This window comes from Gordonia sp. DT30, from assembly GCF_049844915.1.
GTDB lineage: Bacteria > Actinomycetota > Actinomycetes > Mycobacteriales > Mycobacteriaceae > Gordonia.
Window position 1 is genome coordinate 36,010 of sequence record NZ_JBNCLY010000011.1, and the last position, 21,837, is coordinate 57,846.

Annotated in this window: 21 protein-coding genes; 16 read left to right on the plus strand and 5 right to left on the minus strand. The window is 67.4% G+C overall.

The window, feature by feature from the left end; genetic code table 11:
* Positions 1–201: 201 nt before the first annotated feature.
* From ACLQ3C_RS12230 to ACLQ3C_RS12250, 5 genes are all read left to right on the plus strand, one after another.
* Positions 202–1,443 (plus strand): NUDIX domain-containing protein, encoded by a 1,242-nt coding sequence (locus ACLQ3C_RS12230; RefSeq protein WP_425705339.1) that lies wholly within the window; start codon positions 202–204, stop codon positions 1,441–1,443.
* Positions 1,436–4,234: a DUF6049 family protein gene (locus ACLQ3C_RS12235; RefSeq protein WP_425705340.1), complete on the plus strand. Its 2,799-nt coding sequence runs from the start codon at positions 1,436–1,438 to the stop codon at positions 4,232–4,234. The genes ACLQ3C_RS12230 and ACLQ3C_RS12235 overlap by 8 nt, the downstream gene beginning before the upstream one ends.
* Before the next feature lie 424 nt (positions 4,235–4,658).
* Positions 4,659–8,429, plus strand: coding sequence for a murein biosynthesis integral membrane protein MurJ (locus tag ACLQ3C_RS12240; RefSeq protein WP_425705341.1), 3,771 nt, complete (start codon positions 4,659–4,661; stop codon positions 8,427–8,429).
* A gap of 65 nt (positions 8,430–8,494) precedes the next feature.
* Positions 8,495–9,877: an MFS transporter gene (locus tag ACLQ3C_RS12245; protein ID WP_425705342.1), complete on the plus strand. Its 1,383-nt coding sequence runs from the start codon at positions 8,495–8,497 to the stop codon at positions 9,875–9,877.
* Positions 9,874–11,376, plus strand: coding sequence for a pyridoxal phosphate-dependent decarboxylase family protein (locus ACLQ3C_RS12250; RefSeq protein WP_425705343.1), 1,503 nt, complete (start codon positions 9,874–9,876; stop codon positions 11,374–11,376). Before ACLQ3C_RS12245 ends, ACLQ3C_RS12250 begins: the two co-directional genes overlap by 4 nt.
* Here the strand turns inward: ACLQ3C_RS12250 and ACLQ3C_RS12255 are convergent.
* Positions 11,363–12,331, minus strand: a complete 969-nt coding sequence (locus tag ACLQ3C_RS12255; protein WP_425705431.1) for a sterol desaturase family protein — start codon at positions 12,329–12,331, stop codon at positions 11,363–11,365. The genes ACLQ3C_RS12250 and ACLQ3C_RS12255 overlap by 14 nt on opposite strands.
* A gap of 224 nt (positions 12,332–12,555) precedes the next feature.
* Here ACLQ3C_RS12255 and ACLQ3C_RS12260 point away from each other — a divergent pair, with 224 nt between their 5' ends.
* From ACLQ3C_RS12260 to ACLQ3C_RS12270, 3 genes are all read left to right on the plus strand, one after another.
* On the plus strand, positions 12,556–13,146 hold the full coding sequence (locus ACLQ3C_RS12260; RefSeq protein WP_425705432.1) for a TetR/AcrR family transcriptional regulator: 591 nt from the start codon (positions 12,556–12,558) through the stop codon (positions 13,144–13,146).
* A gap of 44 nt (positions 13,147–13,190) precedes the next feature.
* Positions 13,191–13,619, plus strand: a complete 429-nt coding sequence (locus ACLQ3C_RS12265) for a PPOX class F420-dependent oxidoreductase (RefSeq protein WP_425705344.1) — start codon at positions 13,191–13,193, stop codon at positions 13,617–13,619.
* Between the two features lie 364 nt (positions 13,620–13,983).
* Positions 13,984–14,361 carry a histone-like nucleoid-structuring protein Lsr2 gene (locus tag ACLQ3C_RS12270; RefSeq protein WP_425705345.1) on the plus strand — a complete coding sequence of 126 codons (378 nt, stop codon included), beginning with the start codon at positions 13,984–13,986 and terminating at the stop codon, positions 14,359–14,361.
* A 78-nt stretch (positions 14,362–14,439) separates the two neighbouring features.
* Here the strand turns inward: ACLQ3C_RS12270 and ACLQ3C_RS12275 are convergent, their stop codons facing one another.
* Positions 14,440–15,018 carry a pyridoxamine 5'-phosphate oxidase family protein gene (locus ACLQ3C_RS12275; protein WP_425705346.1) on the minus strand — a complete coding sequence of 193 codons (579 nt, stop codon included), beginning with the start codon at positions 15,016–15,018 and terminating at the stop codon, positions 14,440–14,442.
* 254 nt (positions 15,019–15,272) lie between these two features.
* A complete protein-coding gene (locus tag ACLQ3C_RS12280; protein ID WP_425705347.1) occupies positions 15,273–15,794 on the minus strand; it encodes a hypothetical protein in 522 nt (173 codons plus the stop codon).
* Positions 15,795–15,891: 97 nt separating this feature from the next.
* Here ACLQ3C_RS12280 and ACLQ3C_RS12285 point away from each other — a divergent pair, with 97 nt between their 5' ends.
* The 6 genes from ACLQ3C_RS12285 (at position 15,892) to ACLQ3C_RS12310 (ending at position 18,935) form a co-directional block, all read left to right on the plus strand.
* Positions 15,892–16,329: a MarR family winged helix-turn-helix transcriptional regulator gene (locus tag ACLQ3C_RS12285; protein WP_425705348.1), complete on the plus strand. Its 438-nt coding sequence runs from the start codon at positions 15,892–15,894 to the stop codon at positions 16,327–16,329.
* Positions 16,330–16,512: 183 nt separating this feature from the next.
* Positions 16,513–16,968 carry a hypothetical protein gene (locus tag ACLQ3C_RS12290; RefSeq protein WP_425705349.1) on the plus strand — a complete coding sequence of 152 codons (456 nt, stop codon included), beginning with the start codon at positions 16,513–16,515 and terminating at the stop codon, positions 16,966–16,968.
* On the plus strand, positions 16,922–17,524 hold the full coding sequence (locus ACLQ3C_RS12295; RefSeq protein ID WP_425705350.1) for a hypothetical protein: 603 nt from the start codon (positions 16,922–16,924) through the stop codon (positions 17,522–17,524). Before ACLQ3C_RS12290 ends, ACLQ3C_RS12295 begins: the two co-directional genes overlap by 47 nt.
* Before the next feature lie 10 nt (positions 17,525–17,534).
* Positions 17,535–17,729, plus strand: coding sequence for a hypothetical protein (locus ACLQ3C_RS12300; RefSeq protein WP_425705351.1), 195 nt, complete (start codon positions 17,535–17,537; stop codon positions 17,727–17,729).
* Between the two features lie 50 nt (positions 17,730–17,779).
* Complete coding sequence (locus ACLQ3C_RS12305) at positions 17,780–18,037, plus strand: hypothetical protein (RefSeq protein WP_425705352.1); 258 nt, start codon at positions 17,780–17,782, stop codon at positions 18,035–18,037.
* Positions 18,038–18,149: 112 nt separating this feature from the next.
* The gene (locus tag ACLQ3C_RS12310) at positions 18,150–18,935 is read left to right on the plus strand and encodes a Fic/DOC family protein (protein WP_425705353.1); all 786 of its coding nucleotides are present in this window, start codon (positions 18,150–18,152) and stop codon (positions 18,933–18,935) included.
* Positions 18,936–19,014: 79 nt separating this feature from the next.
* On the opposite strand, the gene ACLQ3C_RS12315 is transcribed toward ACLQ3C_RS12310, so the two are convergent.
* Positions 19,015–19,308 (minus strand): hypothetical protein, encoded by a 294-nt coding sequence (locus ACLQ3C_RS12315; protein WP_425705354.1) that lies wholly within the window; start codon positions 19,306–19,308, stop codon positions 19,015–19,017.
* A 155-nt stretch (positions 19,309–19,463) separates the two neighbouring features.
* Entirely contained in the window at positions 19,464–20,009 is a 546-nt protein-coding gene (locus tag ACLQ3C_RS12320; protein ID WP_425705355.1) for a hypothetical protein, read from the minus strand.
* Positions 20,010–20,251: 242 nt separating this feature from the next.
* On the opposite strand from ACLQ3C_RS12320, the gene sigM reads away from it, so the two are divergent.
* Both sigM and ACLQ3C_RS12330 read left to right on the plus strand, forming a co-directional pair.
* Positions 20,252–20,845: an RNA polymerase sigma factor SigM gene (gene sigM / locus ACLQ3C_RS12325; RefSeq protein WP_425705356.1), complete on the plus strand. Its 594-nt coding sequence runs from the start codon at positions 20,252–20,254 to the stop codon at positions 20,843–20,845.
* A gap of 141 nt (positions 20,846–20,986) precedes the next feature.
* Complete coding sequence (locus ACLQ3C_RS12330; RefSeq protein WP_425705357.1) at positions 20,987–21,742, plus strand: hypothetical protein; 756 nt, start codon at positions 20,987–20,989, stop codon at positions 21,740–21,742.
* Positions 21,743–21,837: the final 95 nt, after the last annotated feature.

Here is a 21,837-nt window from a genome sequence, read left to right on the forward strand (position 1 = left end):
CGGGCCGCATGTACCCGGCGCCGGGAGCGAAGCGAGCGGGCCGCATGTACCCGGCGCCGGGAGCGAAGCGAGCGGGCCGCATGTACCCGGCGCCGGGAGCGAAGCGAGCGGGCCGTATCTGACGCCGCGCTGTCACCTGTCCGTACCGCTGCCAGCACCGTGTGGGCAAACAGCAGGTGACCAGCCGCTAGCATCGAAGGCGTGTCCACCGACCCGTCAACCGACCCTTCAGACGTCTCCGACGACGTCCGCCGGGGTGGGCACCACGGTGAGGAGTCGGCCGGCGGTGATGTGCGCGGCGGTGGTGGGCAGGGTCGTCGGCGGTCGCGTCGGGGACGTCGACGGCGCCGCGGCAATCCCGAATCGCGACCTGACGGCGAGACTCGTCCCCGCGCAGATCCGCCGCTGACCGGCGCCGACTGCCCCGCACCGCATCCCAAGCGGCCGTCTCCGGCCGATCTGGCGGATCGCGCGAGCGGTAAGAACAGGACCAAGAAGGGCGGTCCGCAGAATCCCGGGAAGGGCGGCGGAAGCCGCAAGAACGGCGGCAAGAACGGCACCGCCTCGTCCGGCGGCAACCATCCGGGTCCGGTGAACGGAACCCGAGGTGGTGGTCAGCGGCACGCGTTGCCGGGCCTGCCGGGCGCTCCGGTTGCCGCGACACCCACCGGCAAGGGTGCCGCACGGGTGAGTGGCCCGAAACCTTCCGACATGGCCGTGATGACGGCCAAGATCACCAAGACCGGGCTCAGCCACGATTCGGCGTCGTCGACGGTCGCGCCGGCGGCCGGTCGTCGGCGGCACGGCAGTCGCCCGGAACGTCCCGAGCGGCTGCGCACGGTGCGCGAGACCTCGGCGGGTGGACTGGTGATCTCCGACCTGGACCTGCCCATCGACGAGCTGTCGGCCGCGCTGATCGGGCGCATCGACCGGCGTGGACGAATGATGTGGTCGCTGCCGAAGGGACATATCGAGACCGGCGAGACCGCGGAGCAGACGGCGGTGCGCGAGGTCGCCGAGGAGACCGGCATCGATGGTCTGGTGGTGGCACCGCTGGGCAAGATCGACTACTGGTTTGTCAGTGAGGGCCGACGGATCCACAAGACGGTCCATCACTATCTGCTTCGCAGCGTCGGCGGTGAACTCTCCGACGCGGACTACGAGGTCAGCGCGGTGGCCTGGGTGCCGTTGCACGAGCTACCCCGTCGGCTGACGTACTCTGACGAACGACGACTGGCCCGCATGGCCCGTGGAGTCATCGCCGATCTGGCCGCCGACCCCCAGCGGCTGGCCCGGTCCGAGGCCGAGAGCAGTCGCACAGAACCCAACGCATATGAGAGAGCCGCAGCCGCCCGAAACGAGCGCCGAAACGAGACGCCGACTCCGGCACCGTCGCGTCGGCGCCGGAGGCGTCCCCGCCGCCCCGCGGCCGGTGATGGCTGAGTTCTCGTCGCGTCCGGCTCGATCCGCGTCCCGCTCGCCGGCGGTGATCCGCGCCCCGTGGACGCGGTTGCTCACACTTGTCGCGGTGGCCGTGCTCGGATTGCTGTCGGCGGCGCCGGCGGCCGCGGCTCCCGACGGGGATGCGGGCAGCCGCCCCGATCGGTTCGCGCAGATCGTCATCGACGCGATGACCCCGTCGATGGTCACCAGCAGTTCCGGCCCGACGGTGAAGATCTCCGGGCATGTGCTGAACACCAGCAGCCGAACCCTGCATGACCTCGGCATCCGTCTCGAGCGCGGCGATGCGCTGCGCAGTGCGGGCGAGTTGCGGTCGGCGCTGGCCACCGAGCATCCGGCGATTGCGGCGGCCACCGACTTCACCGGCCTGTCCGCCGACAGCCTCGCGCCCGGCGCCCGGGCCACGTTCTCCTTGTCGGTGCCGTTGTCGGGTGATCATGGTCTGCAGATCTCGCAGCGCGGTGTCTATCCCTTGCAACTCAATGTGAACGGGCTGCCCGACTATGGTGGCGTCGCCCAGGTGGCCGGGTCGCGCACGTTGCTGCCGGTGCTGTCGTTGCCGCCGGACGCGACCCGCGCGGGCGCGTATGAGGATCCGGGCAGCAGCAGTGACACACCATCGGCGCCCCCCGGACTCGGGGCCGACGGTTCGGTCTCTGCCGACGTTTCCGATCCGTCCCGATTCACGTTTCTGTGGCCGATAGCCGCGCCCCCTCAGTTGTCCCCCGGCATCCTCGGCGGCAGCACCGAGCCGGTGCGTCTGATCAGCGAGGACATGGCCCGGTCGCTGGCGCCGGGCGGCCGCCTGAACTCGGTGCTCACGCCGCTGCGTGCGGTCGCCGACGCGACCCCGCCGGCCGATCCGAACTCGGCACCGTCGACGGCCACGCCGGACCCGGGCCGTTCACCGCAGGGTGCGGATCTGGCGCGCGGGATGTGCGCGGCGGTCGACCCGAATCTGCTCGTCACCGTTCGTGCGATGTCGCTCGGGTACGTCGTGTCTACCGACCCGGGCGACCCGACGTCGTCGACCGTGCCGGGTACCGGACGGGACGCGGCGAGCGATTGGCTCAACGAACTACATGACATCGCCTCGCGCATGTGCGTGGTCGCGTTGCCGTTCGCCTCGGCCGACCTCGGTGCACTTGCCTCGATCGACAACTCCGGTCTCACGGCCGCCGCCCTCGACTCCCCCGCCGACGTCGTGGACTCCATCCTCGGAGTGAAAAGTGTTCGGGGACTGACGATTCCGCCGCTAGGAGCGATCAGCCAGGCCGGTGCTCAACTGCTGCACCGCACGCACCACACCACCATCCTCACTTCTGCGGGCAATCTGACGACCACCCAGACCGAGCCCGGGGGCGCCTACCGCGTCGGCAACCTTGCCGCGCAGTCCTACGACGAGCCGGTGACCGCTGCGCTCGGTGCGCTCGGTACCCATCCCGCGACGCCGCCGATCACGCCGGCCGATCAGCGCGTCGACCTCGGCGCGGAGTCGTCCTTGAGCCGCAGGCAGGCGGGCATCGGGGCGTTGGCGTTTGCGGCGATCAATACGCCCGACGACGAGCGGGCGGCACCCGGCGCAGGTTCGGAGGTGCCCGCCGATCTCCCGACAACCGGTCGATCGCAGGTCGTGCTGCCGTCGCTGTATTGGTCACCCACCCCCGACGACGCCAACGCACTCATCTCCACCGCCGAGGTGCTGCTCGGTTCGCGAGTGGCCGCCGCGACCCCGCTGAGTGACGTCGCCGACACCACTGCCGCGGCGCGCGGCACCGCGCGTCTGTCACCGCTGCCCGGGGTGGGTACCGTCGCGTCGGTGTCGGTGCCCCTACCCGAGCAGACCGCGAAACGGATGCGGGACGAGGCCGACGCCAGCTACCAGCTGCAGGGTGCGCTGGTGAGTTCCGCCGACGTCGAGACCTCGCCCGAGCACTATCTCGCGCCGCTGCGTGAGGACCTGCTCCGTTCGATCACCGCTCCCGCGCAATACGGGCCGGATGCTCGAGCCCGGCTGGCCACCACGCGCAGCCAGACGATCGAGGCCGTCGGCTCGACCCTGAATCGCATGAGATCGGCGGTGACCATCCTCGACCCCGGCGGCCGGTACACCCTGGCGTCCGAACGCAGTCCGCTGCTGTTGGTGGTCAAGAACGACCTCTCCTTGCCCATCCGGGTGAACATCAAGACGTCGGCACCCCGCGACCTCGACATCGGCGATGTCGGCACGATCGAGATCCCCGCCCGCGGCACCCGGCAACTGCAGTTGCCGACGCACGCGCAGACCTCCGAAGCGATCACCGTCACCATCTCGATCGCGACGGTCACCGGCCTGCCGCTGGGCTCCGACATCCGGCTCGCGGTGCATTCCAACGCCTACGGCAAGGCGCTGTTCATCGTCACGATCATCGCCGGTGCGGCGTTGATCCTGCTCACCGCGCGCCGCCTGTGGCATCGGTTCCGCGGCGAGCCCGATCCCGCCGATGCCGATCGCCCCGAAGCCGGTGAGCAGGAGCGTCTCCTCGCCGCGGCAACCTATCAACAGCGACGACGTACCCTGCACATCGAGGAAGTTCGTTCCGAACCGCAGTCCGGTGACGAGGGCTATTTCTGGCCGCCGCCAGGCCTGCCCGGCACGGGATCGGACGAATCGCCCGAGACGCGGCCACCGGATGCCGAAGACGCGCAACCGGGCGTCCCCGAACCGGAGATCACCGAACCGGAGATCACCGAACCGGGGGCCCAGAAGAGCACGACACCACCGACGACGTGAGGGACAAGGCAGCCGAATGAGCGATCGAGGACCGGGCGACCCACCACGTCGTGCCGCGCCCCGCCGCATTCCGCCGAACCCTCCGAATCCGGCGCACCGACCGAACCCGGCGAACCCCGCGAGTCCGGCTTCCCGAAACAGGAACGCCCAGAACCACAACGCGATCCCGAATACCCAGCCCGGGCGGCCGGCTGCGCCGAACCCGCAGCGCGGGCCCCGCCCCGGCCCGGCCCCACTTGCCGGTCCACTTGGCGAGGCACCGCCCCTCGCGGGTGCGCCGCGCAGCGCCGGTGCCCGTCCCCGACCCCGGCCGCAGACGCCCGGCCCCGCTGCCGGCGGTCCGCGGCCGCAACCGCCGCGCCCGGAACCACGAGGCGCCCACGAGCGCGTCGCCGCGGATACGAGGCTGCCCGGAACCTCGACCATGGATCGGAACGCCGAAGAGTTCGGCGACGCCGACACGGCCGCCGACGGACTCGCGCGCGACTCCGACTCGAGCATCATGCGCACCAGCGGGTCCATCGCGCTGGCGACCCTGATCAGCCGCATCACCGGCTTCGTCCGTACGGTGCTGATCCTCGCGCTGCTCGGCGCGTCGGTGGCATCTGCGTTCCAGGCCGCCGACGTGCTGCCCAACATGATCGCCGAGATCCTTCTGGGTGCGGTGTTGACCGCCATCGTCATCCCGCTGCTCGCACGCGCCGAAGCGGAGGATCCCGACGGCGGCACGTCGTTCATCAACAAGATCTTCACGCTGACCGTGGTGGTCCTGGGTATCGGCACGATAGCCGCGATCGCGGCGGCGCCGCTTCTGACGCAGCTCAACATCGACAACGCGTCGCTGCGGCCGGTGGCGACCGGACTCGCCTACTTCCTGCTCATCGAGATCCTCTTCTACGGTCTGACGGCTCTGTTCACCGCGATCCTGAATCTGCGCGGCTATTTCAAACCCGGGGCCTGGGCCCCGGTGCTCAACAACGTCGTCCAGATCGGCGCCCTGCTCGCCTACTGGGCGATGCCGGGGCAGCTCACGCTCAACCCGTTCTCGATGAGCGATCCGCAACTGCTGGTCCTGGGCATCGGGTGTGCGCTCGGGGTGGTCCTGCAGGCGGCCATCCTGCTGCCCTACCTGCGGCGCGCCGGAATCCGGCTGCGCCTCGAGTGGGGTCTGGATGCCCGGCTGCGCAGGTTCGGCAACATGGCGCTGGCGATCGTGTCCTACGTCGCGATCCTGCAGGTCGGCCTCGTCATCACCTATCGGATCGCCTCGGCCGCGTCCGACGCGGGAATCAGCGTCTACGTCACCCATTGGCAGCTGCTGCAGCTGCCGTACGGCGTTCTCGGCGTCACCATCCTCACCGCGATCATGCCCCGGCTGTCGCGCAACGCGGCCGCCGGCGACACCAAGGCCGTCGTCGACGACCTGTCGCTGGCCACCCGTCTGTCCATGGTGGCGCTCGTCCCGGTGGTCGCCTACATGACCTTCTTCGGCACCGCGATCGGGGTGGCGGTGTTCAACTTCGGGCGATTCGACGCCCACGTCGCCTCCCAGCTGGGATCGACGCTCGCGTGGGGTGCGTTCACGCTCATCCCCTACGCGATGACACTCGTGCAGCTGCGCGTCTTCTACGCCCGAGAGGACGCGTGGACCCCGACCCTGATGGTCCTCGGCATCACCGCGGTCAAGATCGTGACGTCTTACCTGGGTCCGGTGCTCTTCTCCGACCCCGATCTCGTGGTGCGCTGGCTGGCGATGTCCAATGGCTTCGGCTATCTCGTCGGTGCGATCGTCGGCCACTACCTGCTGCGCAGCAGACTGCGCGCAGACACCCCCGGTCATCAGGCTCCGCGGTTGACCAACGTGACGTTCACGACGGTGGTGACGCTCGCGGTCTCGATCGCCGTCACCTTCGCGGTGTGGTTGGTCGCGGAGGTCTCCGGACTGCACCTGGCCACCCAGCACGGCAAGTTCGGCTCGATCGCCTACCTGGTGCTCACCGCGGTCGTGGTACTCGGCGTGACCTATGCGGGTCTCGCCGCTGCGGGCCTTCCCGACGTCGTGTCCCTCATGACGACACTGCGCCGCGTGGCGGGCCGGTTCGTCCCGGCGCTGGCACCGCGCGGCGAACCGGACAAACAACCGTCGCCGACGATCACGGTTCAGTTTCCGCGGGTCATCAGCGACGAATCCCTGCCGTATTCTGGTCAGGTACAGGTCGTCCGGCGCTTCGACCGCGGATCCGCGACGTGGCAGTCCTATGCGGTACACACCGGTGGGGCCGCGGGCGGCACCGGCGTCGCACCCTGGTCGCCGCCCAGCCGGCCACCTGACATCCGTTATCGGAGGAGAGGAGTTCGCCGCGTGAACGAGACCGGAGTCGACGCCAGCCCGGAGCCGACGACCACGCCCGCGACGTCCACACCCCACTCCGCCGACGGCGGACGTCCCGGAGCCGCCGACGCCCCGACGCAGGCGGTCGACATGACCGAATCCTCAGCGCCGCAACCTGATCCGACGAACTCGCCGTCCACCGAAAGGGCGGCGGACACCCAAGCCGATCCCAACCTCCCAGACTCGGAACGCCCAGACCCCGAACGCCCAGACCCCGATCGCGCAGACCCGATCCGCCCGCCGCGACGTCGCGGACCGCGGCTGGTGCCCGGTGCCGCCGTCGCCGGCGGCCGGTACCGTCTCCTCGAACACCACGGCGGCACCCGCGGACTGCAGTTCTGGAAGGCGCAGGACGTCAATCTCGACCGCGAGGTCGGCTTGACCTTCGTCGACTCCGAGCAACTCGCACCACTGCCCGACAAGGACGTGCCGACCAAGGCCGGCGATTCGGGTCCGCAAGCCGTACTCACCCGCACCTTGCGCCTGGGCCAGATCAGTTCTTCCGGCGTGGCCCGCGTCCTCGACGTCGTACGCGGTTCGTCGGGCGGCATCGTGGTCGCCGAATGGGTGCAGGGCTCCTCGCTGGCCGACGTCGCCGCCACCCATCCGTCGCCGATCGGGGCGGCCCGGGCCGTCCGGGCACTGGCCGCGGCCGCCGAGGCCGCGCACCGGTCCGGCGGGGCGTTGTCGATCGACCACCCCGACCGGATTCGCATCAGTTCCGAGGGCAACGCGGTACTCGCCTTCCCCGGCACCCTCGCGGGCGACGACGCCGCGTCCGACGTTCGCGGGCTCGGCGCGGTGCTCTACGCGCTGCTGTTGCAGCGTTGGCCCCTCGACGGCGCGAACGGTTCGGCACTGGTCACCACCGCGACCACCCGCACCCCGGTCGGTGGATTGGCCATCGCCGCGCCGGCCGCCGACGGGGACGGCCCCATCGAACCACGCGAGGTCGACCCGGAAATTCCCTTCGAGATCTCTGCCGTTGCCGCCCGCGCATTGTCGGGAACCCGCGGAATCCGCACTGCGGCAACGGTTCAGCACGTTCTCGACCAGGCCACGGTCGTCGACCTCAAGACCGACATGATCCCCGCCCTCGGCGATTCGGACGAACCGCCGGTCTCCATCACCGCACCATCGGGCCGGATCGGCTCGGACGAACCGGACCGCAGCAACCGCACCATCGCGCTCCTCGTCGGCGCCGCATTGCTCGTGCTGCTCGTGGTGGTGGCGCTCGTCGTATGGCTGACCGGCATCTTCGGCGGCGGAGACGAGAACACCGACATCAACCAATTCCTGTCCACCAGCACCTCGGCTCCCGCTCGGCCGGCACCCGCATCGGCGCCCGCGCCGGCACCCGCCGCCGGCGGACCCATCGCGCTGCAGTCGGCGGCCCTCGTCGACTACTCGGGGCAATCCGGGGACAGCCCCGATCAGGCCCGCAGCGTGATCAACGGCGCCGGGCCCGGGTGGCGTAGCGACAATTACCGCACCGCTGCCTTCGGCAATCTCAAACAGGGACTGGGGCTCATGGTCGACCTCGGCTCGGCGCAGGCGGCCAAAACGGTCACGATCACCACCACCACACCGGGATTCGGGGTCTCCTTGCGTTCGGCATCGAGTCCGGACGCCACCCTGGCCCAGACCACCGAACTGACCAGCGGCACCGTGAATCAACCCACCACGACACTAACCATCCCGAACCCGCAGCCGTCCCGGTATCTTCTCGTGTGGATCACCTCCCTGCCCGGTAGTGCAGGCAACTATCAGGTACAGGTCTCCAAGATCGCCATGACCCGCTGAGCATTTTTCGCCCGGACCCGACGAGGAACTCGAACCCCACCATGCCGCTATCGAGTTCCCGACCGGTGCAACACGTTTCGGGCCGTCTCGCGCGTAGCACGGTTGTGCGTTATGGCGTCGGCTCCCTGGGCACCGGCGGATTCGCCACCTTGCCCGGACTGGTCCTCGTCTACTACCTCACCGACACGCTCGGCGTCGCCGCTGCCGCCGCCGGCGCCATCGTGGCCATCGCCAAGATCTGGGATGTACTGATCGACCCGGGCATCGGCGCGCTCTCCGATCATCTCGCCCTCCGCCACGGCAATCGTCGCCGCTTCATGACGCTGGGCGCGCTGACTCTGCCGATCTTCTTCGTACTCACCTTCGCCGTCCCGACCGCTGCCTCGACCCCGGTGGCCGCAGTCTGGGTCACCATCGCATTCCTGTTGTCGGCCACCGCATTCAGCCTGTTCCAGGTCCCCTACATCGCCTTGCCGGCCGAACTCACCGACAGCTACGACGAACGCACCCGCCTCCTCACCGTGCGCGTCGTGGTACTCGCCGTGGCCATCCTCGCATTCGGGGCCGGCGGCCCCGCATTACGCGAGCTCGGCGGACCGCCGGCGCTCGGATATCTGCTCATGGCCCTCGTCTCCGCCATCGTCATCGGCGCCGCCATGCTCATCTCCGCCCGCGCCGCAACCGCCGCCCGGCCACCGAAACCCCCTGCGGCTCTGGGGCCAGAACGGCCCGCTCGCTTCGCTCCCGGCGCCGGCTATGTACTGGGTGCCGCCGTCCTCCGCCGCAGCCTGCCCCTGCGCACCCTGCTCGGCGCCTTCCTGCTCCAGGGACTGGCAACCGGGCTGATGCTCGCCGGTGCCCAATACATCGCCACCTGGGTTCTCGATTCGGAGGCCGCCATCTCCGGGCTCTTCGCCGCGCTGATCGCGCCCGCACTCATCTGCGCACCTCTCTGGGGCATCCTCGCCCGTCGGATCGGCAAGGAGATCGGATTCGCCGCCGCCACAGTTCTTTTCACGGCCGCGGCGCTCTCGCTGATCGGCCTCGCCTGGGCGCCCGGCTGGTGGGTGTACCCGGTGATCGGTGTGGCCGGCGCCGCGTACGCCGGTATGCAGTCACTGCCCATGGCGATGCTTCCCGACGTCATCACCCACGACGAGACATCACACCGGCAGGGGACCGCCGGGATCATCGGCGGCGTCTGGACCGCGGGGGAGACCACCGGCATGGCACTCGGCGCCGTCGTCTTCACCGCCGTCCTCGCCCTCGGCGGCTACCTCTCCTCCGACACCACCGACCACGTCACCCAGCCGGCGTCGGCCATCACCGCGATGGTCATCGGATTCAGCATCATTCCCGCCGCCCTCGCGCTGCTCAGCCTACTGTTCATCATGCGATACCCCCTGCGGCGCAACGATATCGAGCGCGACGGGAGTGACATACCGTGACCGACTCGGTTGACCGGCACCTCGAGGCGATTCTCGACGATCTGACCGCCCTGCGGGAACACGATGCCCCGACCCACGGCGGGCGAGTCCTGTCCTACGTCTACGATTCCGGGCTGGCCGAACTCGACGATCTCGCCCGGCGCGCCGCCGCATCGGTTGCGAGTATCAACGGCCTCGACCCCACCACCTTCCCGTCGGTCGCCGCGATGGAACGAGACGTCATCGCCTTCGCCGCCGGCCTCGCCCACGGGACCGGGCGAGAGGCTACGGCCGACGTCGTCGGTCTGGTGACCAGCGGTGGCACCGAAAGTTGTCTGCTGGCAGTCAAATCGGCGCGCGACCGCTGGCGCGACCGGAATCCCGCAAGCACCGAGGTGCCCGTCGTGCTGGCGCCGATCACCGCGCATGCGGCCTTCCACAAGGCTGCACACTATTTCGATCTCGAGCTCGATCTCGTGCCCGTCGGAGCCGACCTCACGGTGTCGGCCGCCGACCTCGTCGACCGGATGACCGGCCGAACCGCGCTCGTCGTCGTGTCGGCACCGAATTATCCCTACGGCCTGCTGGATCCGGTCGCCGAGGTCGCGCCCGCCGCCGCCGCGCGCGGCATCGCCTGCCATGTGGATGCGTGCATCGGCGGCTGGGTGTTGCCGTTCTGGGCCTCCGACGAGCCGCACCGCGCCAAGCCACTGCCGGACTGGGATTTTCGCGTCGCCGGTGTGACCAGTCTGTCGATGGACGCGCACAAATACGGTTACGCACCGAAAGGTGCCTCGGTACTGCTCTTCGCCGATCGCGACGCCAAACGCGCCGCCGGCTTCGTCACGACCCGCTGGCCCGGCTACCCAGTGGTGAACCCGACGATGCTCGGCAGCCGCTCGGCAACCTCGCTGGCGGCCGCCTGGACCGTGATCCGCTATCTGGGCGACAATGGCTTTCGGGCACTGTCGGCCCGCACCCGCCACGCGACGCGCTCGTTGATCGAGTGCGTCGACGGCATCGCCGGCCTGCGCGTCGTCGGCGAGCCGGCGGCCTCACTGTTCGCCGTGTGCGCCGACACCACCGTCGCCGCCGACCGCCGGGTCGATCCGCATCTGTGGTCCGATCAGGTCCGCACCCTCGGCTGGGTGTTACAGCCGCAGCCGGGTCTCGGGCCGGCCATGCCGCACACCACACACCTCACGGTCACGCCGGTGACGGCCGACGTGGTCGGGCCACTGTGCGAAGCCCTCGTCCGGGCGGCCGACGCAGTGCGGGGCACGCCACCGATCGATCTGTCGGACGTGGGTGATGCGATGCCGGAGCTGCTCGTGGATCAACCACTGGATTCAGCGGCCGCCCACCAGGTCTTGGAATCACTCGGGCTCGGCGGTGGGGGAGAGGGCGGGACGGCTCTCCCGGATCAGCTGGCACCGGTGATGGCGTTACTGGGCATCATTCCGCCCGCCCGCGCCGAGTCGTTGCTGGCGGAGCTGCTCGCGCGTCTCAACGAGAGTTGACAGCCGCCGCAGATTCGCTGACCTCTCGTGGCGGATCCATTCGGCCCGCTCGCTTCGCGCCCGGCGCCGGCGAAGGAGCCCAGCCGGGCGGCCCGACGATGTAGCCGATTCGGGCGCGCAACCCCTTGGCAGAGCGGACGTCTCGTGCGATCGCCACATACTCGCGGGTCTGCAGCTTCCAGATGTTGTACGTGTCGACCGGCGACGTCAGTCCGTAGCGAGGCCGATGCGTCTCGGCCCGGAACGAGCCGAACATCCGGTCCCACAGGATGAACACGCCCGCGTAATTGCGGTCGAGATACTCGGGATCACTGCCGTGGTGGACCCGATGGTGCGACGGGGTGTTCAGGACGAATTCGATCGGGGCCCACAGCCGGTCGATGCGTTCGGTGTGAATCCAGAACTGGTACACCAGATTGACCCCATAAGCGGCGAAGACCACCGCCGGCGGCACACCCAGGAAGGGGAGTGGCAGCCACATCACCAGTGCCGCACTGATATTCCACTTCTGCCGCAGCGCGGTCGCGAAGTTGAAGTACTCGCTGGAATGATGTGCCTGATGCGTCGCCCAGACGAGTCGGACGCGATGGGAGATGCGGTGATTCCAGTAGTAGAGAACGTCGACGGCCACGAAGCCGATCACCCACGTGTACCACGCCGTAATCGGCAACTGCCACGGAGCGAGATAGACGAAGATGGCCGTGTAGACGAGCAGACCCAGCACCTTCCAGGCTGTGCTGGTCGCGATCGACACCAATCCCATCGTGATGCTGGCACGGGCGTCCCGCTTCTCGTAGGCACCACGCGGCGGCCGGGACCGGCCGGAGTCCGGCCCGTCCTCGTCGTGGTCCTCGAGTTTCCACGCGGCCAGCCACTCGGCGATCAGCAACGCGAGAAAGAACGGGATCGCGATCAGGGTCGGCTCATGCATCGGGTCAGGTAGCAGGTCCAGCATGATTTCTTCTCCCGATTCGGCGCTCACGCCATCTGACATGGCTTCGTGTCAGATGTTCTTTGTGACACGATAGCGTGTCAGATGGCGGTATGTCCATCGTTTCCGATCAGAGGAGTGAGGTGTCCGACCAGGACCACGCGACACCGGCCTCGGGCCGCCGGTACGGCGGTGCCGATGCCGGACAGCGCCGGGCACGTCGCCGCGACGAGTTCATCCGCGCGGGTCTGGAGCTGTTCGGCGAACTCGGCTATCCGGCGGTCACGGTCAAGCGCCTGTGCGAGCAGGCCGGACTCACCCAGCGCTACTTCTATGAGTCCTTCGCCGATCGTTCGGCGTTGCTCGTCGCAGTGTACGAACGTTGCGTCGACGTCACCCGACAGGCCACCGTGGCCGCGGCCACGCCATATTCGCAGAGCCCGTCGGGCGTGGCACCCGATGCGGTCCCGGCAGCCGCCCGTGCCACTCTCGGGGCCTTTCTGCACACCTTGACCGGCGATCCTCGTCGGGCCCGCGTAATGCTCGTCGAGGTCGTCGGGGTCGACCCGGTCGTGGAGTCCACCCGGCTGCGCGCAATCCACGGCTGGGCTGGTCTCATCCTCGCGCTGGCCATGGGGGAGCGGCCCGTCTCGCCCGCGCAGCACGTCGCGGCCGTGGGCCTGGTCGGAGCGGTCACACAATTACTCGTCGACTGGTACTTCACGAATGTCTCGCCCGAGCCGGTTGATATCGGGACAAGCGCACCGACCGATCTCGACACCGTGCTCGACGTCTGTGTCGAGATGTTCGGCGCCACCTACGATCGGCTGATGCGCTGACACTTTCTCGGGTCGGGATGCTCGGTCTCCGGCATCATGGGGTGATGACTCACGACACACTCGACGACCGCGTCATCGCATTCCTGTCCGCAGGCACCCGCACCGGCAAAGTGGGTTATGTCTCGGCATCAGGTAGAGCACTCGTGGCGCCGATCTGGTTCATCGTCGACGACGGAAAGCTCGTCTTCAACACCGGTGCCGACACCGCAAAGGGACGTGCCCTTACCCGCGATCCCCGCATCACGTTGCTCGTCGACGACGAGAATCCGCCATTCTCGTTTGTGCAGGTCCAGGGCAACGCGCAGGTCAGCGAGGATCCCGACGATCTGCTGGACGCCGCGACCCGGATCGCCGCCCGGTATATGGGTCGAGATCACGCCGATGAATACGGCCGGCGCAACGCCGTGCCCGGCGAATTGCTGGTGCGGGTGACTCCCACCAAAGTCAATGCCGTATTCGACATCGCTGACTGAGCCTGCGGCCACCTGAACTCACGTCGATCGAGCCCGGGCGACGGGTCTGTTCCGTGCGACACGCGCAGAGCCCAGAGTTTCTCGATATCGGCCGACCGCGACGCCCGGGTCCGGTCCATTTCGGCCACACCAGCGCCTCGCATTGGCGGTGAACTTCCGATGATGTTTTCTACTCGTTTGCGGTGCAACGTCTTTCGTACATCCCTTCGGTGTTCACTATGTGCGGTACGGCCGTTCGGCGACCTTCGATGCCGCTTCGGCAGGTGAGCTACCCCGCACTGTGCCGGGCGAGTTCTGGCGACAGATCACGGGTGGTAAGCCATGTATTCGACACACGCACCCGTCCGTGCGTTACTCTCGTGCCGTGGCAAAAAGACAAGTTGTGTCGTTCATCGACGACCTAGACGGCCGTGAACTCGATATCGACGACGCCCATACCATTTCCTGGTCATGGTCCGGCGTGGATTATCAGCTCGACGTCTCCGCGGCAAATCTCGACAAGATCGAGAACGGTCGGGTTCCCGTCGCGAAACTCCTCGAGGTTTCGGCTCGCGTCGGCGGACGCCGGCAGTCGACCGCCCCCAAGGTGTCTGCGACCAGTTCCTCTTCTGACTCCTCCACCAACTCCGCGCGGCCATCCACCAAGGTGATTCGCGAGTGGGCACAGGAAGCCGGGTATGAGGTACCGCAGCGTGGTCGGCTTCCCAAGGAAATTCTCGAGGCATACGACGACGCCAACTGACTCGGCGTCGTAAGACGGAACCCGGCGATCACGCGAAATTCGCGCGCCGGGTTTCGTTGCTCTCTTCGGCCCGGCCCTTCACTGTAAGAGCTGCCCTTTGAGTTTCTCGATCTCGCGCTGCAAGTCACCGATCTGATCGATATAGGGCTGGACACGTTCGCGAACCTGCTCAGCGGTGTATTGCGGCACCAGGCTGCGCGAACAATTCCAATCGAAGGCTTCCACCTCGATGACGACGGCGCGCTCACTCGGTGAGGCGATCTCACCGTCGGCGACCCACCGCAGCCGTGACATCAACGCCTCGTCATCATGCGCCTCGATCACGCTCGCGCGGCCGAACAGCTTCAGCCGCTGCTTGCGCGGATAGTCCGCCAGGAACAGCGACACTCTCGCGTCGTCATCGATATTTCCCGCCGAGACGAACTGCCGGTTGCCCCGGAAGTCCGGAAAGCCGATCCGACTGCCGCCCAGGTGATGCAGGAATCCGTGCGGCCCACTGCGATATTGCACATAGGGCCAGCCCGACGGGGTCACCGTCGCCAGATGACATTGGAAAGACCTGGTGATCATCCCGATCTCGCGGCCGGTCAGTTCTTGTGGGCCTTCGTCGGGCGACTCCAACCCGGCACCGTAGGCGGGGAAGCTGCCCACCGACATCTGACGGTCCACGGCCGATGGACCAAATGCTATGTGTTGGTAGCGATGTCCCACACTTCCCACCCTACTCGGGCGCGCGCGCAGTCAGCCCGAGACGCTCGAGCTCGAACTCGATGTCCGCACCTTCGTCCGTGGCGAGCAGCTCGACGAGGGCGGCGGGCATGCGTTTGAGCGCCTTGTCCATGGCGATCTTTTCCTCTTTCTTGTCGTTCTGGCCGTAGGCGTCGGATCAGGTAATACTGCGACGACCGAGATCAGTTGCCCGAGGAGTTCCCCGATGTCTTCTGCGGGCGCAGGACAAGAACCGATCCCGCGGCGACGAGCACGAGCATGAGCACCGCGGTGGCGACGTTGTTGGGCATACCGAGCGTCTGTGGTTTGTGCAGCGGATGACTGAAGACGGGGTCATCGACGAAGTAGTACGAGGTGCCGGGCCAGCATCCGGCGGCGAGGACCGAGATCCAGAAGGCACCGGCGAGGTATGCGCCGACCAGCATGGTGAACCGGTCGGTCACCGGACGCACGAGCAGGCAGATCAATGCGCCGATGCCCAACGCCATTCCGGCGAAGAACCCGATGGCCAGATGCAATTTGGCGTGCGGGAGCCAGGCGGGGTTGTCCATGTGGGCCCCTCGCATGATCACCCCGTCGAGCAGGACGGGAATGACGATCGTGGCCACGCCAACGATCACGAGGAGTGCCCGTCCGGCCTGGGCACGGCCGTTGACAGGTGTGGTTTTCGAAGGCGTCGGTGTGAGATGAGTGGTGTCGGACATTGGTTCCTCCAGGGCAGGTAGGCGACAGCCGATAGATCGTCTCATTCGAGACTATCTCATTTGCTGCCTATCCGGGTGCCGAAGGTAATCTCCCACCATGACCACCTCGGATGGCCTGCCGGACTATGCGATCGGCCCACTGCTCCTGCGAGCCCATCGGCGCGCCGCGGAAGCGTTCAACTCTGCCCTCACCACACTGGATATCCAGGGCCGGCATTTCGGAGTGTTGTTCGCGCTCAGCCGATTCGGCCCCATGAGTCAAGTACGGCTCGCAGCGCATACCGGGGCCGACAAGTCTGCGGTGGTCCGCATGGTCGACGATCTACAGTCCCATGGTTACGTGGAACGAGCCGCCTCTCCCGATGATCGTCGCGCAGCCGTCATCACACTGACCGCGGCGGGCAAAGATGCGTTCCACCGGGCCGAAACGATCGCCGGAGCCGTCGCCGACGACCTACTCGTGGGTTTCGACAGCGAGGACCGCGCCCACCTGAAACGCCTGCTGGTCCGGTTTGTGACCGACCCGCCGGAGTAGCGCGCCGTCGCGCAGACGGTCCGCTACCATCAGAACTCCTTCTCATCGTCTCGCCGTGTCCTATTCGCCCGAAATATGTCGCCCGTTCGGGTGAATTCGCTGGTTAGGGTATTGAATCGCGGATAGCGTTCAAATGCGAGCCTCTCGCCGAGGCACCTGAACTCACACCCATGGAGCGCTTCGATGTCCGAGCCGACTTTTGCTCCATTGCCCGGCGAACGTGTCATCTACCAGACGAAGTTCTCACCAAGATTGATCCTCAAACATCTCAAGGTGACCGTCACACTCACCGACGAGCGAGTACACATTTCCGAGCCACACACACTGTTCGCGATCTTCCCCCATGGGGGTTATTGCAATTCCGTTCCTCTCCACGCAATTTCGGACGTGGCAGCCGGAAATACCGCGTCATCGCGAGCGATCATGTGGGGCACACTGTCCATCATTTTGGGTTTCGTGACCCTGGTCCTTCCCGTCCTCTTCGGAAGCGGAGGCGGATTCAATGCCATCAGTGTGCCGTTCTTTCTCTTCTTCGTGGTACTCGGAGCAGTGATGCTGCTGGCGGCACACACCGTGGCTCTCCGGGTACGAAGTGGCTCCCAATCACGGCGACCTCGAGGGCATTGCCGTCTTCGGTGATGACCTCACCGAGATCAACGACACCCTCATCCTCGAATTCGAGCTTCTCGCCGCGCTGGTCTGGGCCCCAGACGACTTGACTCGCGACGTCATCACCGGACTCGTTGGCGACGCCGCCACCCGCAGCGAGGCCAATGGTCAGCCCGACACGGCGATCCCTCTGTCCCACACTCTGTTCCTGTCCACCGGACACGCCATCCTGTTCCACACGCTCGTTGCCATGGTCGACGAAGGCATGCCCATCACCCCCACGCTGCTGCTAGCCCGCCTACGCGACACCGGACACCAACGCGAAGTCGCCGCAATCCTGCCGGAACTCGCCGCCCCTCGCGGCGTCAAACCCATCCCCGGCGGCTCCGACACCCCCCACCTCGCAGCTGCCGTCGCAGATGCTTGGTACCGCCGTGGCTACACAGCACTGCTGGCCCGCATGACTCACGCCACCACCACTGAACCCACCGCCACCCTCGCCGGCCACTGGGCCGCGCTCACCGACCACGCCATCACTGCCGAACGTCGCTGGCTCAGCGTTCGCGACACACTCGCTAGCCTCTAGGCCCAACACCATGACCCTCCCCGGCACCGACGACCAACAGCACGCCGACGAAGATCACGCCGCTGACCTCCGCGACCGCGGCCGCAGCTGGGCCGAGATCGCCGACGACCTCGGCATCACCACAGCCTCCGCCAAAAAGTACGCAGCCGCGGCCGATCATCGCGCCGCCGAACGATGCGCCCGCAACCAAATCAGCCTGTTCTAACCCTGCGTCCCCCGTAGAATGAACCCCATCGCAACCGAAAGGAGCGCCCCATGCCCACCACCTGGACCCGCACCTACCCCGACCTGTTCGCCGGCCTCACCAACGACCAAGCCGGTAACGTGAGCGCCGCGATCGACAACAATGTCCTCGAAGGCTGGGAACCCACCCGGGACGATATCGCCATCCTCACCGCCCACGCCCGCGGCGACATCACCCGAGACGATCTCCTGCGCGAAGCACGCGGCGAGCTCACCCGCGAACAGCTGGTCAGCATGTCACTCCGCGAGGCCACCACCGCACACATCTGAAGAAGAGCGAGACCCTCGCAGCCCGCGACGCCACCACACCGGTACTCACCGCAGTGGTGGCGTCGCCGTCTCACCACACCATTCGCGACGTAGACAGGCACCATCTCGCGCCATGACCTCACCCTCCGATTGGGACGCCACCTTCATCCCCGGCACCGACGTGCTGGCCAACAAACTCGGCCTCACCGACCGTGACGCGCTCACGCAGCGTGAGTACATCCTGACCGCCGCTATTGAAAGCGAGATCTTCGACGGACGCGTGCCCATCGCCCACACCTACGACACAGACCACCTCCGGGCCCTCCACGCCGCACTGTTCAACAATATCTACGATTGGGCCGGCGTCACCCGCACCTACCCCATGTCCAAAGACGGCATCCCGTTCGCCGAACCACGCCAAATTCCCGCCTACCTCGACGCCGCCGCCAACCACATCGCCGACACCGACTGGGACCGCCTCGACCACGGCGGAATCGCGGTCGAAGCAGCCACCACCTACGCCTACCTCAATACCGCACACCCATGGCGTGAAGGCAACGGCAGAAGCTCCAAACTATTTATGCGCCAACTGCTTCGAGACCACGGGCACGACCTCGACTTCGGCAAGATAACACCCCAGCAGTGGAACAATAGCTCAGCGTTGACCATGCCCGATCGCGGCACATTCGAACCCGTCCCCGACTTACGTATTCCCGTCTTCACCCGCATCATCACCACCCACACGCCCCCGGCAACGAACGCCACCCAGGCCGCCGCGGTAGGTCCACTATCCCTCGGCCCCACCACCTCACGCCCACACGCCCACCGAACGGCGACGACTGGACAGCGGCCGTATTGCCGGCCACCTCAGCCCAACCAGAATCCCTCATCCCGGCGAAATCGAGGGCCCACGCCGTAACGATCTCGGGCATACGATCCATGCCAAACGATGACGCCACCACCCGGACCTTTCGGCGTAAGTGGAGCGGACTCCTCCCTCAGCGACGCCGTGGTCGGCCTACGGCGGCGGTTCCCCCGAGGCTCAGCAGGAGTAGTCCAGGGATGATGAAGCATGCGGTGGCGAGGCCGATAAGGATGGCCCGACCGATGAGGTCGGACCAGGAACGTCCGGGGTCCCAGCAGGCCGATCGGGCAGGGTACGGGTTGGGCACCCAGCGGGCCGGTCTGGGTGGGTCACGGGTAATCCCGATGAGCAGGGTTAGGACGGCGCCGAGTGCACCGAACGCGAGGAATCCGCCGATCATGATGGCGGCAAGGTTGGCGTTACTCATGGTGCACCTTCTGCATTCGTTCAGGTCGGGTCTGGGAAAGGTTGTCGGTTGGCGTTTGTCTTAGCATCTGACACTGACACGACGCCACGATTTCTCGGTCGTCACCCCATTCGGGTAGCCGATCCATCGTGGCGCCGTGTCCCACCGAGCCGGGTTTAGTGTCCGTGCGCGCCGGCTGGGGTGTGCAGTTGCGGCCACTGCACGTTCACCCCGGGCACGGCCCTCTGGATCTGTTCGCCGATGGCCCGGGTTCCGTTGTTGATGGCTTGCGCGGCAGCGGGTGCCGCGGGTCCGAGCACCTTGATCGGCGCTTGGGCTTGTTCGCCGGTCCAGCCGACTGACACCTGCTGGCCGGCGATCTGGCCGGACACGTTGACGTCACCTCGAGCGTTGACGACGTAGTCGACATTGGTACCCGGTAGCCCAGCCGCGGACGCGGTGGGTGCGGGAACGTGGACTTCGAACTGGTTGCCGGTGGGGTTGGGCAACTCCGGTGCCGGTGCACCCGGTGTTCTTGGAGCCCACGGTGCGGCCGGTGCTTGTAGGTTCTTACCGGGGTCTCCAGTGCCCAGTGCCCAGCTGATCGCTGCACCCACGGTGCCGGCGGCACCCGCGCGCGGCGCAGTCGGCAGCGTCAGGCATGCCACCACCCGCCCGGCCGACCACGCCGTCGCCGTCGCCGCCGCCGTCGCCGAGTCCATCGACGTCTGCTGCTCCCACCGGTGCGGCGGGGACGGGTAACCCCGTTCCCGCGGGCACTCCCGGCTCGTCGGACCGCACGGAATTCCTGCCGCGCCCCGCGGCACCACCACCGCACACTTCCGGCAGGGCGAGACCCACGGGTTGGCCACCCGCACACTGACATGCGGGGCCGGCACCGTCGTTGTCCACAGTCACCCGCTACAGCCCCCACCATTGCGCTGCGCCCGTTACGCTCAACCGCATGTCCGGGGGGACCCACACGCCAGACGGCGACACACGCACCGACGAGCAACTGCTCGCCGATCACACACGCGGCGACCCGGCAGCCTTCTCCACCCTGATCTCCCGCCACCACAGCCATCTCTGGAACGTCGCCGTACGCACCACCAAAGACCCCGACGACGCCGCCGACGCCCTCCAAGAAGCATTACTGTCGGCCCATCGCACCGCCCACACCTTCCGGGAGGAGGCCCGCGTCTCCAGCTGGCTGCATCGAATAGTGGTGAATGCATCACTGGACCGCTTGCGCCGCAATGCGGCTCGGCACACAGTGCCGCTTCCCGATTTTGATACCGCAGTTCTCGCCGACCGGACCGACGAGTTCCAGCGCGTCGATCTGACGGAGTCGATCCGTCGCGCACTCGACGTACTGCCGGCCGGGCAGCGGGCGGCGGTCATCGCCCTCGACATCGAGGGGTACTCGGTCTCGGAAGCCGCGGAGCTGCTCGGCGTCCCCGAGGGAACCATCAAGAGCCGCAGCTCCCGTGGGCGACTGCGGTTGGCTGCGCTCCTCGGTCACCTCCGCAACGAGTCCCTGCTCGATGAGCCGGAGTGATGCGGCCGTGAAGTATTGTCGACGATTCGATGGAACCGGCGAAGACCGTGCTGCGTCCAATAGCTCGATGGATTCCAGCACGAGGGATGCGACACGCCCAGGCCTCACGGAAGATGACTCGACGGAAACAGGGGAGCGAGGATGACCGACGCCGATTCCCCCTTCCTCGAACCGCCGTTTTCGGCCGAGCTCCTCGCCGATCTCGATGCCGGGGTCCTCGACCCATACCTCGCTGCGTATATCCGCTCCCGGATCGCCGACGACCCGGCGGCGCAGGAGACGCTCGCCGTGCTCGTACGCCTGCGTGGCGAATTGCGCTCGCTGCCGGTCTCGACCCACCCGGTCCCGGGCTGGGTAGACGCACGAACCCAGCAGACGCTGGCCGCGATCCGGGATGAGGTGTCGGGCCGGCCACCCCCCGGCAATCCTGCCGCCGCGGCCACCGACGTGCGGCCGCTACGTCGCCGACGATCGATTCCCTCATCACCGCAGGCCGTGGGTCTGTTGTCGCTGGCGGCCGCCATCCTCGTGGCCGTCGTCGTCGGGGTGATATTGCTGGCCCGGCCCACCGATGCGGGCAGTGGTCCCCACCACGCGCAGCCGGACCGCACGAGTACCCCGGCGGCTTCGGGCGCCGCAGCCGCGCTGTCGGTCCTCGGACACACCGATTCAGCACCGTTCGCGTCGCGGGCCGCCTTGCTGCGCTGCACCGCCGCCAACGCGGTGCCCTCGTCGACTCCCGTACTCGGGTCCGGCCCGGTCGTCATCGACGGCACCCCGCGCGCGGTGATCCTGCTGGGTACCGGGGTCGCCGGACGCTTCCTCGCACTCGTCGTCGACCCCACCTGCGACACGGGCAATCCGGCCACCATCTCCCGGACCGTGATCGGCGGCTGAACATCTGCCCATGACCCATCTGGCCCGTGACCTGGGTATACCGTTCACCGACACCACCACGCCGCCCGTGACGGTGCCGTCGTCGAGGGGAACAT